Source organism: Mariniflexile fucanivorans (assembly GCF_004341235.1).
GTDB lineage: Bacteria > Bacteroidota > Bacteroidia > Flavobacteriales > Flavobacteriaceae > Mariniflexile > Mariniflexile fucanivorans.
The window spans coordinates 62490-79572 of sequence record NZ_SLUP01000005.1; the positions used below are offsets into that span (position 1 = coordinate 62490).

Below are 17083 nucleotides of genomic sequence, written 5' to 3' on the forward strand. Positions count from 1 at the left end.
ATATTCTAACCCTTTTTATATTAACTAATAAATCTTTTTATCTTTTAACAATAATTTGCTTGTGTGTACCTTGCTCTGTTTGAATACTCACTAAATAATTTCCTCTACTTAGGTTGCTCAGATCTACAGATTTTGAATTTCTAATACTCTTTACTAAAACCCCCATAATAGTATAAACATGCACTTGCTCTATGTTCGCAATTGAAGCTATTTCAAAACTATTTGTTACAGGATTTGGATATAGTTTTAATTTCAGAATCTCTGCATTTTTGCCTAAACCCAAGGTATTATAAACTGTTTTTATATAAAATAGGTTTGCTGTATTATTTTTTGTTATTTCATGTGCTCCAGCTGGAATGTTTGGAATTGTTACTACACCTGCTGATGCGGTATAATCTACACCATCCAATTTAATTTTTCCAGTGAAAGAATCATCAAATACTAAAGTCAATGTAGAAATTGCCGTAGTAGTATAAGTAATTGAAGTTGAACTTTCAATTTTAAGACGTCTTGTTAAAGTTAAACCGTCATAGTTTACAGAACCATTAGTGCTATTCATATTTCCTGTAATGTTGTAGAATGAACTAACTTTTTCTGATAATGTGAAATTGTGAATTTCTTCCCCTGTAGTACTTCCAGGAGGAACTACTGTAATGGTTCCAGATTCTGATATTGGAGTGCTAATCGTACCAACGGTTGTAACTGAATAGGAAACGTTAGCTGTAGGTGTACCAGTAATAGTAACGGTTTTAGCTATACCATTTTTCACAAAGCTTAGTCCTGATGCTGGTAAACCACTAACCGAAACATCGGTAGCATCGCCACCCCACGTAAATATAATGGTTTCCATTGCTTCACCTTCAATGACATCTTGACTCGCATTGCTTGTTGTTACAATAAGTGTATGTGTACTTGGTACAGCTTCTCCTTGTATATAAACCAAACTAGTTTCATAATTTACAAGTGCTGTTTTTAATGGTGTATTTACAGCTGATGATGTATCATCCGCAGGTAAAAAAGTCCAATTAAAATCACCACCATTCATACGTCCTGCATATTGGATTACTTTTGCTTTTGCCACCTCGGGCGTATCAGGAACTAAATTTTTAACATATAGAGCTACATCGGTATCAAAATTATTATAGGTATTGGCTCCTTGTTTTGAAACAACTGAAGATGGGACAACTTCACTTCTTGTAGTTGCTAAATAAGCGTCAAAATCTGAAGTAGAGCTAATTTTTCCAGCAATATTGTATAAAGGATTCGTGTCTCCATAAGCAACAAAACGCATCGAGTTAGTTGCATTATCAGCATCAAAAGTATTGTTGAATGCTTTAATAGTACCACCATCTTCACCCGAAAATATTCCTTGATTATTTGGGTCATTTTGTTGGGTTGAATTATTCCATACATCTGTCCCCTGCATGGAGGTCATCATTGGGTTTTTACTATTACGGAAATAATTTCCTTCCACAAATAATGATGAGCCTTCAGTAGAACCAGAACCATATTTAGAATTTCCATCAAAATAGTTGTTGTAAATATGAGCCGAATAGTAACGTACACGTGGATGACGAGAATCGGAGTGATCATACCAATTGTGGTGGTAAGTAATATACAATTCCGTATCACTTCCTTCACTTAATCCTAAAAGATTACTTTTTCCTGAATCCCAGAAATGGTTATATGAAAACGTTACATACTTAGATTTTTTACAATCTAGTGCACCATCACCTTTTGCTTGATCGGCATCACCACCGGCATCACCATAAAAGAAGTCAACATTATGAACCCATATATAATCATTGTTTTGTTGTAAGCCAATATTATCACCTTCACTACTGTTGCAGTTCATTGTGCCAATATTACGAATTTCAATGTTTGTTGCATTTTTAACGCGAATACCCCAACCATCGGCTACATCATCTTCTCCTACCCCTTCAAAAGTTATGTAGCTTGATGCGTTATTTTTATTTTCTATTACAACATCGCCTCCTAATAAATAGCTTGGGTCTGTAATCTGTCCTATTAAACGAACAATTAATGGGCGTGTATCATTGCCTTTTTTAAAACCATCTAAAATAGTTTGCAACCCAACACAAGGATTTGCATTAGCACCTGTAACTACCAGTGATACTGTATTTTTAGTTTCTTCAGTAATGTAAAGTATAACAGCACCTGCTTTGGGTGTACCATCTAATTTATAAGCTCCCGGAACACGCCCATTGGCAAAGGCAAACCCGTTACGATCGTGGGCAAGCACAGTAATGGAACCTGTAGTTGTACCTGTTGTTTCTTCTACTGCTGAAACAACTGCTTTCACTGTAATGGTATATGTCCCAGATTTTAATCCAGGTATATCGGCACGAAAATATGTTCCATAACTACGAATAAGTGGGTTGTCAATTTTTTGATTGATAATACCTTCACCAGTAAAGTAAACATTGTAACTTTCAGCACCAGAAACTGGTTCCCATTTTACATAGGCTACTTCAAACCAACCTGCAGAATCTGTAATATTAACTGATTGTGACCAAGTTAATAAAGGGGTCATCAAAAAGGTAATTAAAAATAGTAATCTTTTCATAGTTTCATCTAAATATTTATACTAATTAGTTTTGATTCAAATAATTACAAAAACATCATTATTTAAAATAACATATTTGTAATCGATTGCATAAATATACGTTATTTTTTAAATCAAACTATTTAATTGGATTAAAATCGATGAAAGACATTAGAATTATTATTTATAAACTATTTTTGTAATATTAAGTGCAAAAAAGGGCAAGACAATACCACCCTCGGTGGAAAAAGATCCGCATAGATAAATTGTCAATAACTCATTGTATTATAATATTTTAAGCCGAAAATGATCTGGCTCAAATTATCCGCCTTTAATTCTCATCATCCGTCCCATCCACTATACTATAAACAACTAAGTATTTTACAGTCCTATTATTAAAAAATACGTCTAGTGCTTTTATTATTTTTTTCATTAACCCTTAATTATATCATTTTCAACCAACCCTAATTCAATTTCTTCCAAAATCTCGACTGCATATTCCAAATCCCAATCTTTTCCTCTAATCCATTGTTTAGCTATTTCTGAATTTTCAACATTAATGACATTTTCATTAATGGTTTTCAGTATTCTTTCATTTATGGCAGGAGAAACATCCAAAAACTGGCTTGCTTTTCTACCCAATACCCTTGCAGCTATTTTGAGTTGATCTAGTTCTCCTTCTTCAGGAAAGATGTCATTATGGAATTCTATTATTTCATCTAAATTTAGGCTAAAATAATGTTCTATAATTCTCAAAATATCTCCTAAATCACTATCACGTTCTTCTGGTCTATCACTCCAAGCTATAAGCTTTAATATAACCATGCCTGGTAGAGATGGTATTTGAACAATCTTTTCTTCTATTTGTACTGTTTCTGGGTCTTGCAGTACTTCACTAAAACCTAAAACATGCAAATCGGTATAACGTTTGTTAAAATTTACAGTAAACTTTTCTTCAATTTCTCCAAAAGGCAATAAGTCTATCACTATGTTAAATTTATCATTGTACAGTGTCCAAGGTGCTTCTACTTTTTTAAATCCATAATTACTCAGTTCCATAACAATGGTTTCAAACTCTTGAATAGATGAAATCATGATAGCAAAATCAATATCTTTTGTACCTCTGCTAGGCTTAATGCCATCTTTTAGTAATTCTAATGCTATGGCACTTGCTCCAATTAAATAATAAGGCACATTTAGTTTTAACATAACTTCATCAATAATGTCAAAAACTTCTTTGAAATAGGGAATTGCTAGTTCTTTATACGTTTGGTTGGATATGCTCATTGAAAATTAGTTTTGCTGTTTCTTTACATCTTTTATCATTGGTAATCATTAAATCTGCATAAACCAATTGTTTAGGTGCTGTATTTGTATTCATATTATTTGTCCAAAACATATCATATACCCATATATTGCCTTCATCATCTGGTAATAATCTATAATTCAACATTAAATCTTTATTTGTTTCCTTTGTGTAAATAGTAAATCTTTCTGGTCGTAGATGATTGGTTATAATATCTCCTGCGGGTTCACCACCCCACACTGTTTTTTCATGATTGAATGGAATATTTCTCCAATCTTGATTATCATTTTGAAATCTAAAACGTTGTTTAAAAATGCTAGGTTTCTGCGTTTGCTCGAATTCTGCAATCCACTTTTTAAGTAATTCTTCATAATTATTAATGACATACTCATTTTTATTCAACTTTAAAATTAGGTTCGTTTCTAGTAAACCATTTATAATTAAGGGAATATTGCCTAAAGCAACATTTGTAACTTCTGCAATATTTCGTTGGGTGTGATTGATTAATTCGGGGGCTAACAAGAATTGAAACAGTACTTTTAAGCCAGTTTTAGTAAACGCCCTATTGCCTTTTTCCTTTTGAGCTTTAGCTGTTTTATTTGTGTCTATATAAAGAAACAATCCATCTTTATTTATATATACATTGCCATTGCCCTCTAAATAATTCACTTGATTTTCTCTAAGTTCCTTTTTTACTTTTGGATATAGTTTTTCAGCCACCAATAAAAAATTTTTGAATTTATTATTATAATTAAGGATGTTAAATAGTTGGTGATTTTTAACGTCCTTTTTTACGTCTACAAGTAATACTGTTTTTTGATTATTAATTACAATATCTAATTCTCCATCAATACCAATATCTTTGTTATAATCCACAGCTTTCCATTCCCATTTTAACGGGATGTCTTTCTCCAAATTATGAATCGCATTATTTAGAATATCTATTTCATTCATTGTTATTAATTGTTTATGTTCATTATTTTTAAACGTTCATTATTCGTGAACAATAAAAATATATGAACAAATATATGTCATTTTTAATAAATATCAATAAGTAAACAGAGGAAGTTATTTTAATATCTCCGATGATTAAAAGTTACCAATTACTGAAGGTTTTCCCCAGTACATTCTAACATTTATCCGAATTGCCTTTAATGATTGTATGTCCTTTTTTGGTCTTGCCATATTTGGGAATTTTGAGGTAATAACTTGTAGCCCCTGCGAACGAAGTGAGCAGTTTTTGCTTGCAAAAACATGGCTTGCTTCGTGACTACCGACTGACTTTGGCTTTTTATCCTACTAACTTTTTGTTGTCAATAAGCGTTCTTATGTCGTTAGGGTAAAAAAGAACCCTGCCTTCAATGGAGATTCGTTTTAACAGCCCTTTTTTGATCCAGGAATAAATGGTTGGTCTTGAGACTGATAATTTTTGACAAGGTCGGTAATGGTCAATAACGGATCCCCTGATTTTGAATTTAAAGAATTTTTAGATGGTTCTGAACCGATTTTTGGAATTTGCTTATCCTGACTGTTGACGGGAATACACTCTTGAATGCGGTTATCGTCCATTACAAAAATTCTTTTCATTTTGTTGAATTTTGGTTTGTTTGACATATAGAAAACCTACCACCATTTGACATCATGAAATGGCTTTAACGTACATGCTGTATGGTATGGTAAAATGCTTAACAGAGTTTTACATTATCGAGCACTATAATAAGTGACATTTTCACCTCTGGCACTTGAGAGTATTTGTAGGGTGCCTCAACCAAAAGTAGCTCAGTTTTATAGCACGCTTTTCCGTGTACGTTTACCCAATCATCATCCGATTTTGAATAATTAACTTTAAATAAAAGCTTTAAACTATTTTGATGAGAGGCTTTATGAATAAATGGAAAGGGAGAAAAAGGTAAACGGTCAGTAAATTTCGACGGTTCGTCCACCTATTGTAAGGATATAATAAGAATATTCATGGTTATCTAATATTCATATATATGCATATATATTTATGTATATATATGTGTATATATATCATGCCAAAACATCAAAAAATAAAAATTAAAACCAATGGAATATCTATATTCTTCTTCTTTCTCCCTTTCCATAAAATGCACCCGTTAGGGTGCTAGGAGAAGCCTACCAATCCTAGCATGAAGCATTAATGAATAATTGGATAATAATGGAATTAACAAATCAGATTGTCAAAAATATAGAAAACGGAGATTCTCAAATTTTATTTAAGATTCTATACGTGCTCTAAGTGAAATATAAACGCTTTCAAGATAAATATGTTACAAATTTATTTTCAATTCCAATAAACAAACCATGTGTTCAATGGGGTTGGCGCAGGAAAAATAAAGTCTATGGGAACTTTTTTCTAAGTTCCCTTAGTCTTTATGAGCGGTCTTGGGTAGGTCTGTGTAATGAAGGTAAAAGATTCAAGATGGTACTGAGCAAAGCGAAGTCATCTTGGATCTTGAAACCGCAATGCAACAGACTTACCAAAAGAATTGGCAACCCTTATACAGATCCCAAATTTTTCTACAAATAAAAACTAACAACAATATCGTTGAACTTCTTTAATCAATTTCCTGTACAAAACAGCATGTACGGCAAAGCCGTTTCATGATGTCAAATGGCCATAAATTTGCTATTAAGGAGGTTAAAAAACACCTGCTAAGAATAAAAATAATATAAGAAAATAAAAAGCAAAAGAGAATAGTCTGACACAATATGGATGCGGGTTTAATCAGTGATAAAATATTAAATGTTCTAGTGGATAGTTTATCCATTGAAGAACTGGAAGCTATTTTGACCCAAAAGAGATCAAAGTTATTCCCAGATTACAAACCCAGACCGATGACCGAGGAACAACGCCTTAAAGAACATTATAGAAGGCTTATGATTTCTATGGGCATGGTTTACCCACCGAAACATAAGATGTAATGTTTATAAATGCCAACAACCCTACTCTAAGCAATAACAACCTTTATAAAGATTAAACAATACAGACTTTTTTGATTAGTAACCTTTCAGCCATTATTGTATCTCCTGTTCTCTCCCCCGTAATTATTCCATAATCTTTAAAACCCCTTCATTACTTTCCTTAAATGCCATGCTTTGGCGCAGCTTTTCTTCCATTTCATCCATATCGCTTCCATAAATGGTATGGCTAAACGCCTGTGCACGTTCCAACATTCTGATATAAACCTTTGGGTCATTGTTTCTCGTCAGTCTGCGTAACCCTCCCAAGTAATCTTCCCGGTAGACGGTAGGAATGATAATTTTTGTCTGGCCACTTGTAGCGAGTTCCGCATTCATCATTACTCGTGCCATACACCCGTTTCCATCAAGAAATGGATGAATTTCACTTACAACAAACATTATATAGGCAGCCTTGGCAAAAGGATGTACCAGTGCTTTATAAAAATCAAAACTCTGTATGATCGTTCCCCGTACCAATCCCATATCCACAAAGGAAGTGTCTCCTGCCTGGTTGTTCCTGTCCTTGAATTTACCTGGTTTCTTATCCTTACGGACATTTAACAATATTTCGTGGCGGTACTGTAGGATATCTAAGAGATTCTCTCCAGAGTATGGAATTATCGACATCTCCTGTTTATTGGAAACCAATTGATACGTGCCCAATACGTCATGTGAATCTTCATTGCGTGCAGGCATTGGTTGCTGTGTCGCGATGATTTGTTTTGCTGTATCTACCTCGAAAACAGTTCCTTCTATATAATTAGAGAAATAACTTTCATAGACTGCAAAATTACGATAAGCCTGGGTGGTTGTGTTTTGTTCTTCCCGGTTCTTAAACTCCTGTTGCTTTAGCTCCCTAAAGAGCATTTCAAACAACTGCAAACGGGCGGGGTCGTAAGGCATACCTACGGCACGGGCAGCCGCTACAGGAGATTTTAATCCGCTTGCAGATCGCGTAGACAGAAGAGCGCTTATGATTTTATTAAGTTTTTTGAATTCCTTTTGCATTCCAATCTCTTCTGAAATCTCCCGTGCACGATCCCTGACCGCATTGAGATCATCCTCCCCATTTACACGTATGATTTGTTCCAGTTTTTCTTCTATTTGTGGATAGGCAAGTGTTTTGGAATCAGCACCTGTCTGTCTTGATTCCTGCAGATTTTCAAGAAGAGCCCTTTCCTTTTGTGATACCATTAATTTTCCTGAGAACGGTGTATCGCCATGAATAGCCGCTACACCTTCCATAAAACGAATGGTAATCCCCGGAAGTCTTACTTTTTTGGTGTACTTGTAGGTCACAAATATTTGTCCGCTGGCTGTGGGGGCAAATTCAAAGGCCGAACGGTGGCTCAATAGCACACCAGAATAAAGATTGCCTAAAATTGGAAAAATGTTACGTTTGATGATGTCTGCTGGCGAATCTTCAAGATTTGATGTGTAGAGTCTTGACGCAATTTTGCGCACGATGCCTTCAGATTCCCACTTGGATATCCTACGGGAAATAACAGAATCTGCCGAACCGTAAATTATCTCTTGTAGATGTATCGGGAAGTTTTTTTCCACTATAAACGATTTAGAACAAAATTGCAAAATATTTTCCATTAAAACATTAATATAGCAAAATATTTTCTATTATAAATGAAATTTGATTTTCCAATAAATTAACTCACTTGGACAACATTGCAAAATATTTTTTATTAAATATCCATTTGTGTAAAATATTTTCCAGTTAAAATCAAGTTTATAGATAAAACTATTTAACAATAAACGGGGTGAATATAGATGCTTTGCATATATCAATGGCAAAATACTTAGCCAACAACTTTAGCCAATTAAACAATAATTTTTAACTTTTCAAACCCAACAAACCACTATAATCCTCTGGCAACTCCGCATCAATATCCTTTAAATAGGTTTTAAGGGCTTTTAAAGTGGAATGCCCAGTAATAAGCATGAGTTTATCGCAGGTCTCGGAATATGAAAACTCCTCCCTAAATTTACGGAAAAGCAGGGTAATAAATGTGTGCCTGAAGGAATAGACGGTATATTCATTTCCCAATTGAAAGCTTTCCCCCTGTTCTATAAGGTAATCGTTATATTTCTCTTTCAGCTTTTTAAATCGTTTTGTAAAATAGTCCCGACGATAGTTTTCTTTAATAGGCCAGAGCCCAATACCATTCGGCGTAAACAGAAAATAATCTTGAACGGAAAAATCAAATCCCATAATTTCATTAACCACGATATCAGGTATGATTTTTGTCTTGGTTGGCTTGTTCTTTGCCTTAAATTGCAATTGTTTTTCATCTAAATTGATGTCCTTTATTCTTAGGCGACAAACTTCTATAGGTCGTAATACGTTATAGGAAACAAATTTTATAAATAATAGTAATAGAGGATCATTTTCTTTCATATAGGAAAACAGACCTTCCAATACATCCAACGAATAGGTTTGGTGTCTTACAGAATTTGTCTCAAGCACTTTAATATTAGCCACAAAGTTTCTTTGAATAATATCGTTGTCTTCCAACACCCCAAAAAGAGCGCTTATGACGATTCGTGTGTTGTTGCGATTTCTTGCACTCGTTGCTTTAAGAATTCCGTTAAGATAACCATTTACAATTTGTTTGGTTATATCCAAAATACTTCTTTCCAGCAACCCTTTACTTTTAAGATAGGTTTTAAACTGATTCAACCTGCTTCGATAATCTGGTATGGATGTATCGCTCAAACTCTCTACTTTAAGAGAATAAGCATAGTCTAAAGCAGCCTCGGCAGTATATTCTGTGTAATCCAGTTTAAATTCATCCTTATAAGGGGAAAAGCCACCTTTCAACATTTCATGGAGTACGTCCTTTATAATTCCAAAATGTAACAGCCGTTTCTCCTTGGTCTTGTAATTTCGGTTGACCTTTAAGGTAATAGGGGTTTGCCGCACCAAAACGGGACGCCCTTGCTTATCCCTTAAGGTAGGATGGGCGTATGAGTAATAGACATACCACCGTTTGGAAAGGTCAAAATGCTTTCCTCCATGGTAAATCTTTGGTTCGGTATACTTCTTTTCCACGCCGTGCTTGTATGCGGTAGTGTATGCGGTATGCAATATATTAAAAAAATAACCCATTGACAAAGGTGTTAAGTACCTGTTGATCAATGGGTTTCTTTTGTAGCGGGAACTGGACTCGAACCAGTGACCTTCGGGTTATGAGCCCGACGAGCTACCTACTGCTCTATCCCGCGATGTAATACCTTAACAATTTACTTAGCTTCTAACTTTCGGTTCATAATGCCGACCAAATTGTTTCGGATTGCAAATATACAACCCTTTTTAATTCCTGCAAGCATAAATTTAGAAAATATTATTGCTCTATGCTATTTGCCTGAAAATCTACTAATTCCGAATTATTAAATTGAACCCTAAGCTCAATAGGGTTACAACAAACTTCGCAATCCTCTATGTATACTTGTTTAGAAACTGAATTATCTAACATCATAGATATAGTTTCCCAACAATACGGACATGTAAAATAATGTTCTAGCACAACCATAAAATTAAACAAAAAAAGCCAACTACAATAGTTGGCCGTTTTTGTTTTAAAGTATAAATTTATTTAATCTTTTTCAATGTCTAATATCGCTGTTGAATTTTGTATTTCCATTTGTAAAACACTTGGTGGCGCCATAACAGAAATGCTTATGTATTCTTCATTTAAGTTATTATCACTAACCATAATAGTATTTAATTTTTTTAAATCCATAAATTCAATTGGTAAATTACCTGTTAATTGGTTAGTAGATAAAATTAACTCTTCTAAGTTTGTTAATTTAGCCAATTCTACTGGAATTTCTCCTTCCAATCTATTATCCATTAAACTTAATTTTTCAAGTTTTGATAGTACATAAATATCGTTTGGAATAGTTCCTGACAAATAATTGCTACCTAATAATAGTTCTTTTAAATTTGTTAATTCCAATAAAGCTTGTGGGAAAGAACCATCAAACTTGTTACTATATAACTTTAAAGACTCTAGTTTAGATAATTCTCCTAATTCTGAAGGTATATTTCCTTCAAATTGATTCATAAACAATTCCAGAGATACTAATTCTTTTAAATTTTTTATTGAAGAAGGAAGGGTACCTTCTAATTTGTTGAATCCTAAATTAATTTTTCTAATATATGCCAAATCCCCTATTTCTTGAGGCAAACTTCCTTGAAGGTTATTAAATTGAAGATTTATTTCCACAACTTTATCGTTCTCAACCTTAACACCATACCAAGTTTTAATAGGTGAATTTAAGTTCCATTTCGTATTCCATTCACTACCATTTGTAGTATTATAAAGTGCAATTAATGCATCTTTTTCACTTTGGGAGATATTAGCAAATGAATAAGCCGATATAAAAAAAGTTAGAATTATAAGTTTTAAGGTTTTCATGGTCGAATAAATTTGGGGTTAATTCTACTTCGAAAATAAGCCCAATATAGACAAAAAACTATTTTATTCGTTGTAATACACTTTTTTTTAACAAAGAACATTCGATGAACGACATTCTGCGAAAATGAAAATAAGCTATTATAATACCTAAAACGTAATATTTAGCAGTTCTCCGCTTAATTGGAGCAATTGTAATTCGGCCAATTTAGCATCATATTTAGCTTGATTTCTACTTAATTCCGCATTTAATAAATTTAATTGCGCTTGTCTAAATTCAATAGAATTTACTTGCCCTATTTTAAACTTTTCTTCTGTACGATTGAAATTGTTTTGTGAAGTAATAATGTTTGCTTCTTGTAGTTTGAAAATATTCAATTTGTTTTGATAATCGTCCCAAGCATTGTTAAAGTCGCGTTCTATTGTTATCAACAATTGTTCTTTCTGTAATTGCTGATTTTCTAAATTGATTTTAGCATTTTTCACTCGTATAATTGTACTACCTCCATCAAATAAATTCCATGATAAATTTAGTCCAGCCGAAACACCAGAATTTGTACTTTGCAACGTAAATGCCAATGGACTATTGTTAGTAGATTCATTCCATCCATAAGAGCCAATTAAACCAATAGTTGGTAGATAAGCTGATTTTCCAGATTTTATATCAAAGCCGCTAATGGCAATATTCTTATCAATTTGCAAAAGTGTTGTATTTCTAGTTTTTGCCTTTAGAAAAAGTTCTTCTTTACTAAATAATACATCAAAATTTATTTGGGTATCTACACTAAAATCTTCAGTTAAAACATCACCCAAAACAACATTTAAATCGCGTTTAATATTTATTAATTGCTGCTTAGTATTTATAACACTTATACTATCTTTATTTATATCTACCTCAGCATTAAGAACACCTAACTTAGTACTTTGCCCATAATCAAACTGATATTGTGCGCGTAACAACCGGTCTTTTGAAATGGCTAAGGTTTCATTTAATGCCACGGTGTTTTCTGTTAACTGTGCCACATTATAATAGACAGTAAACAACTGGAAAACGGTATTTTCAATAGTTTCTCTCGCCTCTAATTCGGTTAGTTGATAACGTTCTTTTAATTGTTTATAGTTATAACTTCTTCCCATACCATCAAACAAGGTATAGTTCAAGTTTATTGATGCGTTATAACGTCTTGTTTCTGCACCGTCTGCAATTCTAACCTCTCCATTAGCTAACTGTCCTTCTGTATCTTGCTTGTCAATGGTAGCGCCTGCATTCCCTGTAAGTGTTGGTAAATATCCAGAGTTTAAGATACTCACATTATTTTTGGCAACCTCTACTTGATTATCGGCTAATTTTATTCCGTAATTATTTTCTAAAGCCAAAGAAACAGCTTCATTTGCCGTTATCACCTTTTGTTGCGCTATAACATTTGAAACAACAAACAATCCGATTAATAGAAAATTTTTATGATTCATGTTCTTCTTTTTGTTCTTTAATGGCTCTTTCAACTTCCTCTTTAGTTACTTTTTTTCCTGTAGCTAACCATTTTGTATTTTTCTTGATACTGTTGCTAAATGATAGAAACAGAGGTAAAAGCAACAAGGTTAATATAGTAGCGTAGGCAATTCCGAATGAAACAGAAATAGCCATAGGTTTTAAAAACTGTGCTTGACGGCTTTTTTCCAATAATAATGGCGCTAAACCTGCAATGGTTGTTAGCGATGTTAAAAATATGGCTCTAAAACGTGATTTTCCTGCATCCATTAGTGCATCGTCAAATAACATTCCTGCTTTTAAATTGCTATTAAATTTTCCTATTAATACCAAACCATCATTTACCATAATACCTACTAAGGCTATAATTCCTAATAAGGACAAAATATTAACAGGAAACCCTAATAACCAATGGCCCCATCCCACCGCTGTTAAACTAAAAGGCACTAATAATATTAATAAAAGAGGTTGACTGTAACTTCTAAAAGTGAATGCAATGGTGATGTAGATGAGTAGCAATATAGGTATGCCTGCACTTTTTAATGATCTAGACAGTTTTGTTTTCTCTCTATTTTGCCCTTCAAAAGAAGCTGAAATTGTTGGGTATTTTGATTGAATTTTAGGAAGTATCGTTGCCTGAATATCATCTAAAATATCGGTAACACTGGTGCTTGGGTTTTTTAAATCGGCAGACACTTGAATTTCACGTTGACCATCCAAATGGTTAATGGCAACATCACCTCTTTCAATGGTGTAAACGGCGATATCCTTTAAGGTAACTCTCTCTCCTGATGGCGCTACAATTCGCATATCATCTAAATCGTTAATAGATTCCCTGTTGCTTCTATCGTAACGCACCCAAACCCTAATTTCATCTTGCCCCCTTTGAAAGCGTTGCGCCTGAACACCAAAAAAACCTGAACGAACTTGATTCATTACCGTTCTTAAATCTAAACCCAATAAGTAGGCACTTTCTTTTAATTCTAAACGAATTTCCTTGATGCCCGCAGGATCATTATCGGAAACGTCTTTTAAAAGTGGATTGGTTTCTAATATTGATTTCAACTCAAGCTTCGCTGCTTTTAATTCGTCTATATTATTACTTAGCAACGAAACAGAAACTGGATTTCCACCAAAATTACCTCCTGAACCAAATATCAATCGTTCTGTACCAATAACCGGCCCTACTAATTCTCTTAATCTATTTGCCACCAAACTGGAACTAATAACATCTGGACGCTCTTCTCCTGGTAGTAAATTTATTCTAAGAGTAGCACTAGAACTGCTGTTTAGGGTTAAAATAGTATTCTCAAAAAGCTTTTTGCCCGTGCCTTCTAGATATTCTTCCGTGAATTCTTTATTTACAATAAAAGATTTATCTTCAATCATCGAAATAATGGAATCTGTCACTTTAACATTTGTGCCATTAGGCATTTCCAACTCAATTGAAACCGTATCGCTTGCAATAGACGGAAACAAAGTCATTCCTATAATACCGCCTCCAACAGAACCAAATGTTAGCACTAAAAGCGCAACAAAAATACCAAGAGAAAGCATTTTAAATTTTAAAACAAAAGAGATGGTAGGACTATAAACTTTATCTCTTAGGAAGACCATAAACCTATCTCCCAATTTGTTTATCTCTCTCATTTTAGCAAAAAACTGCTTTATTTTTGAAGGATTTTCAACTACTGTAGATTTATGCAATGCTTTTGAATGTGCTAAATGGGCTGGGAGAATAATAAGTGCTTCAATTAACGAAATGGCCAAAGTTAAAATTACAATGACAGCTACTTCACCAAAAAACTCCCCGATTCTACTTTCTAAGAAAAAGAACAATGAAAACGCCAATATTGTAGTGATAATTGCAGAAACTACTGGCGGAATCACTTCCATGGTACCATCTATAGCGGCTTGTATAGGGGTTTTACCTTTTTCGTAATGCTGATAAATATTTTCGCCAATAACAATCCCGTCATCCACCAAAATACCTAAAACTATAATCATTCCAAAAAGCGAAAATATGTTAATAGTAACATCAAATTGACCAGCAAACACAAACATGCCTAAAAAGGAAATTGGCAAACCAAAGGCTACCCAAAAGGCTAAACGCGTATTTAAGAATAGTGATAAAAAAATTAACACCAATAGCATTCCCATTATGGCATTTTCTGTTAGCAATTGTGTACGCTGATTCAATGTTACAGAACGATCTCTAACCACATCTAAATGAACATTGTTGTTCTTTTGATTATAATCTTCAACATACTGATTAACTTTTTCAGCCGAAGATGCTAAATCTTCGTTATTAGTACTTGTAATTGAAATATCAACAGCAAGTTCTTGATTAAAATAAGTAGCATTAGGTATTTCTGAAAAACGATCGCGCACTATGGCCACATCCTTTAACCTAATTGTTTTACCATCATTTGAAGCCTTTATAACTACATTTGAAAGCTCATCACCATAATAATTACGGTTATTGGCTCTAATTAAATATTCTTCTGCATCGGTTTTAATATTACCGCCCGTTACTAAAATGTTAGATTGGCTAACAGCTTGCGCTACTTCATCAAATGTTAAATTATATGCTAATAAATTAATTTCATTTACTGCAATTTCAATTTCCTCATCTGGAAAACCTGTTAATTCCACTTGCGATATACCTTCAATGGCACGCAATTCGTTTTCAATTTGTCTCCCAATTTGCTTTAATGTAGCTAAAGGAATTCCTTTGCCATTTACTGCAAAAGAAATAGTCTCTCTAACTTCCTCATTTTTAGCAACAATTAACGGCTCCATACCCGTTGGAAAAGATGGCACCCTATCAACCGCATTTTTAACTTCAAGAAGCATAAAGTCGATATTTTCTCCTTTTTGAATTTCTACAGTAATGGTCCCACTATTTTCCCGCGACACCGAAGTAACCCGATCTACTCCTTTTAATCCTTTGAGATTATCTTCTATTTGAAGTACGATTCCCTCCTCAATTTCTTGTGGTGATGCCCCAGGATAGGCAATACTTACGGTTATTATTTTTGAATCGACTAATGGAAAGAAGGAAGATTTTAATGACAATAAACCAATAATACCAAATAAAACAAAACCAATAATAAAAATGTTTACAGCAACGTGATACCTAATAAAATATGCAATTAGTTTTCTCATGGCTTAGAGGTTTGATTAGCCTGAAAAGGTTTTACCAACATACCAACGTACGCTCCAGGAACCGGTTTTTTAAGTATTATAGCTCCATTTGGTAAATCTTTTAAAACCACTTTTGTTTCAGAAAAATATACAGGCGTTACTGGCATGGTATCTAACATACCATCTTTAATCACAAAAACCTGTTGATCTTCCAATAACAGGTTTCTATCTATTTCAATAGCATTTTTTACTATTTCACCATTTATATTCGCTTCTAAATATATGCCTTCTTTTAAGTTTTCGTGTTTAACATCAATATAAGCGGTGATAGTTTGCGTGGTTTGATCGATACTACCATTAACCCTAGATATTTTGCCTTTGTAAGTTTCTGTTTTATTTAAATTGTTCAAATCTACAGCTTCGCCTACTTTCAATAAATTGGCGTATGTTTTACTTATGGCAACCTCCATTTCATAATCTGTTGGATCTATAAACTCACCTAGTTTTTGTCCGCTTCTTATTAAAGTTCCTTCGGTTACAAGTGCTTCAGTTAATATCCCAGTAAACGGTGCGCTTATCACATATTTTGATAAACGTTGTTCTAAGTTTTTCAGATTATAATAATTGGAAACAATGCCTCTTCCTGTTATGAAATAATTTTCCTTTTCGGAAGACATTTCAGGTAATTTAGGAGTGGTTTTATTTAAATCGAATGCATTGAGGTAATTTTGCCATTTTTGATAAACTTCTGGAAAATCGAGTCTTAAATCTGGCATAATTGCCGAAATAGAATTGTACAAGTTACTCTTTGATGATTGCACACTTGCATAATGCTCGGAGGCATCAATACGTATTAAAGATTGACCTGCACCATACTTTTGCCCTGGTTTAAACAGTAAATTCCCCATCTTAAAAAGACCTTGTACTTCAGAGTAAATTTCAACACGTCGCTTCGCTACCAAACTTCCATTTGCAGGAATTCTTATTTGAACTTCACCATTTTTTACGGTATCGGTAAATACTGTTTTTGTAACTTTTTCAAGAATGGGTTTAGGTTTGTTTTTATTAGCAATTAATGATTTTGCCAGAAAAAAGGAAGCTATAATTAATAGCACTCCTATAAAAGAAAGTATAATTTTACGCATGTACCTTATTTTGAG

The 17083-nt window shown here is 33.5% G+C and carries 12 protein-coding genes and 1 tRNA gene; all 13 read right to left on the reverse strand.

Annotated features, from left to right (window positions below):
* Positions 1–37: 37 nt before the first annotated feature.
* Positions 38–2587, reverse strand: coding sequence for a pectate lyase family protein (locus EV196_RS11055; protein WP_132217826.1), 2550 nt, complete (start codon positions 2585–2587; stop codon positions 38–40).
* A 411-nt stretch (positions 2588–2998) separates the two neighbouring features.
* Entirely contained in the window at positions 2999–3853 is an 855-nt protein-coding gene (locus EV196_RS11060; RefSeq protein WP_132217827.1) for a nucleotidyl transferase AbiEii/AbiGii toxin family protein, read from the reverse strand.
* On the reverse strand, positions 3828–4826 hold the full coding sequence (locus tag EV196_RS11065) for a type IV toxin-antitoxin system AbiEi family antitoxin (RefSeq protein ID WP_132217828.1): 999 nt from the start codon (positions 4824–4826) through the stop codon (positions 3828–3830). The genes EV196_RS11060 and EV196_RS11065 overlap by 26 nt, the downstream gene beginning before the upstream one ends.
* Before the next feature lie 337 nt (positions 4827–5163).
* Positions 5164–5277, reverse strand: coding sequence for a hypothetical protein (locus EV196_RS20325; protein ID WP_394343246.1), 114 nt, complete (start codon positions 5275–5277; stop codon positions 5164–5166).
* Complete coding sequence (locus EV196_RS20150; protein ID WP_243652227.1) at positions 5247–5459, reverse strand: hypothetical protein; 213 nt, start codon at positions 5457–5459, stop codon at positions 5247–5249. The genes EV196_RS20325 and EV196_RS20150 overlap by 31 nt, the downstream gene beginning before the upstream one ends.
* A gap of 1482 nt (positions 5460–6941) precedes the next feature.
* Positions 6942–8459 (reverse strand): Fic family protein, encoded by a 1518-nt coding sequence (locus EV196_RS11075; protein WP_243652228.1) that lies wholly within the window; start codon positions 8457–8459, stop codon positions 6942–6944.
* Between the two features lie 244 nt (positions 8460–8703).
* Positions 8704–9978, reverse strand: a complete 1275-nt coding sequence (locus EV196_RS11080; protein WP_132217829.1) for a tyrosine-type recombinase/integrase — start codon at positions 9976–9978, stop codon at positions 8704–8706.
* 43 nt (positions 9979–10021) lie between these two features.
* Positions 10022–10094 (reverse strand) — tRNA-Met (locus EV196_RS11085).
* A 119-nt stretch (positions 10095–10213) separates the two neighbouring features.
* Positions 10214–10396, reverse strand: coding sequence for a CPXCG motif-containing cysteine-rich protein (locus tag EV196_RS11090; protein WP_132217830.1), 183 nt, complete (start codon positions 10394–10396; stop codon positions 10214–10216).
* Between the two features lie 69 nt (positions 10397–10465).
* The gene (locus EV196_RS11095; RefSeq protein ID WP_132217831.1) at positions 10466–11290 is read right to left on the reverse strand and encodes a leucine-rich repeat domain-containing protein; all 825 of its coding nucleotides are present in this window, start codon (positions 11288–11290) and stop codon (positions 10466–10468) included.
* A gap of 147 nt (positions 11291–11437) precedes the next feature.
* On the reverse strand, positions 11438–12757 hold the full coding sequence (locus EV196_RS11100; RefSeq protein ID WP_132217832.1) for a TolC family protein: 1320 nt from the start codon (positions 12755–12757) through the stop codon (positions 11438–11440).
* Positions 12747–15944, reverse strand: a complete 3198-nt coding sequence (locus EV196_RS11105) for an efflux RND transporter permease subunit (protein ID WP_132217833.1) — start codon at positions 15942–15944, stop codon at positions 12747–12749. The genes EV196_RS11100 and EV196_RS11105 overlap by 11 nt, the downstream gene beginning before the upstream one ends.
* A complete protein-coding gene (locus EV196_RS11110) occupies positions 15941–17068 on the reverse strand; it encodes an efflux RND transporter periplasmic adaptor subunit (protein ID WP_132217834.1) in 1128 nt (375 codons plus the stop codon). The genes EV196_RS11105 and EV196_RS11110 overlap by 4 nt, the downstream gene beginning before the upstream one ends.
* Positions 17069–17083 lie beyond the last annotated feature (15 nt).

Coding starts and splice junctions, on each gene's coding strand:
- EV196_RS11055 (WP_132217826.1), bottom strand. CDS start 2,587: ATGAAAAGATTACTATTTTTAATTACCTTTTTGATGACCCCTTTATTA.
- EV196_RS11060 (WP_132217827.1), bottom strand. CDS start 3,853: ATGAGCATATCCAACCAAACGTATAAAGAACTAGCAATTCCCTATTTC.
- EV196_RS11065 (WP_132217828.1), bottom strand. CDS start 4,826: ATGAATGAAATAGATATTCTAAATAATGCGATTCATAATTTGGAGAAA.
- EV196_RS20150 (WP_243652227.1), bottom strand. CDS start 5,459: ATGAAAAGAATTTTTGTAATGGACGATAACCGCATTCAAGAGTGTATT.
- EV196_RS11075 (WP_243652228.1), bottom strand. CDS start 8,459: ATGGAAAATATTTTGCAATTTTGTTCTAAATCGTTTATAGTGGAAAAA.
- EV196_RS11080 (WP_132217829.1), bottom strand. CDS start 9,978: ATGGGTTATTTTTTTAATATATTGCATACCGCATACACTACCGCATAC.
- EV196_RS11095 (WP_132217831.1), bottom strand. CDS start 11,290: ATGAAAACCTTAAAACTTATAATTCTAACTTTTTTTATATCGGCTTAT.
- EV196_RS11100 (WP_132217832.1), bottom strand. CDS start 12,757: ATGAATCATAAAAATTTTCTATTAATCGGATTGTTTGTTGTTTCAAAT.
- EV196_RS11105 (WP_132217833.1), bottom strand. CDS start 15,944: ATGAGAAAACTAATTGCATATTTTATTAGGTATCACGTTGCTGTAAAC.
- EV196_RS11110 (WP_132217834.1), bottom strand. CDS start 17,068: ATGCGTAAAATTATACTTTCTTTTATAGGAGTGCTATTAATTATAGCT.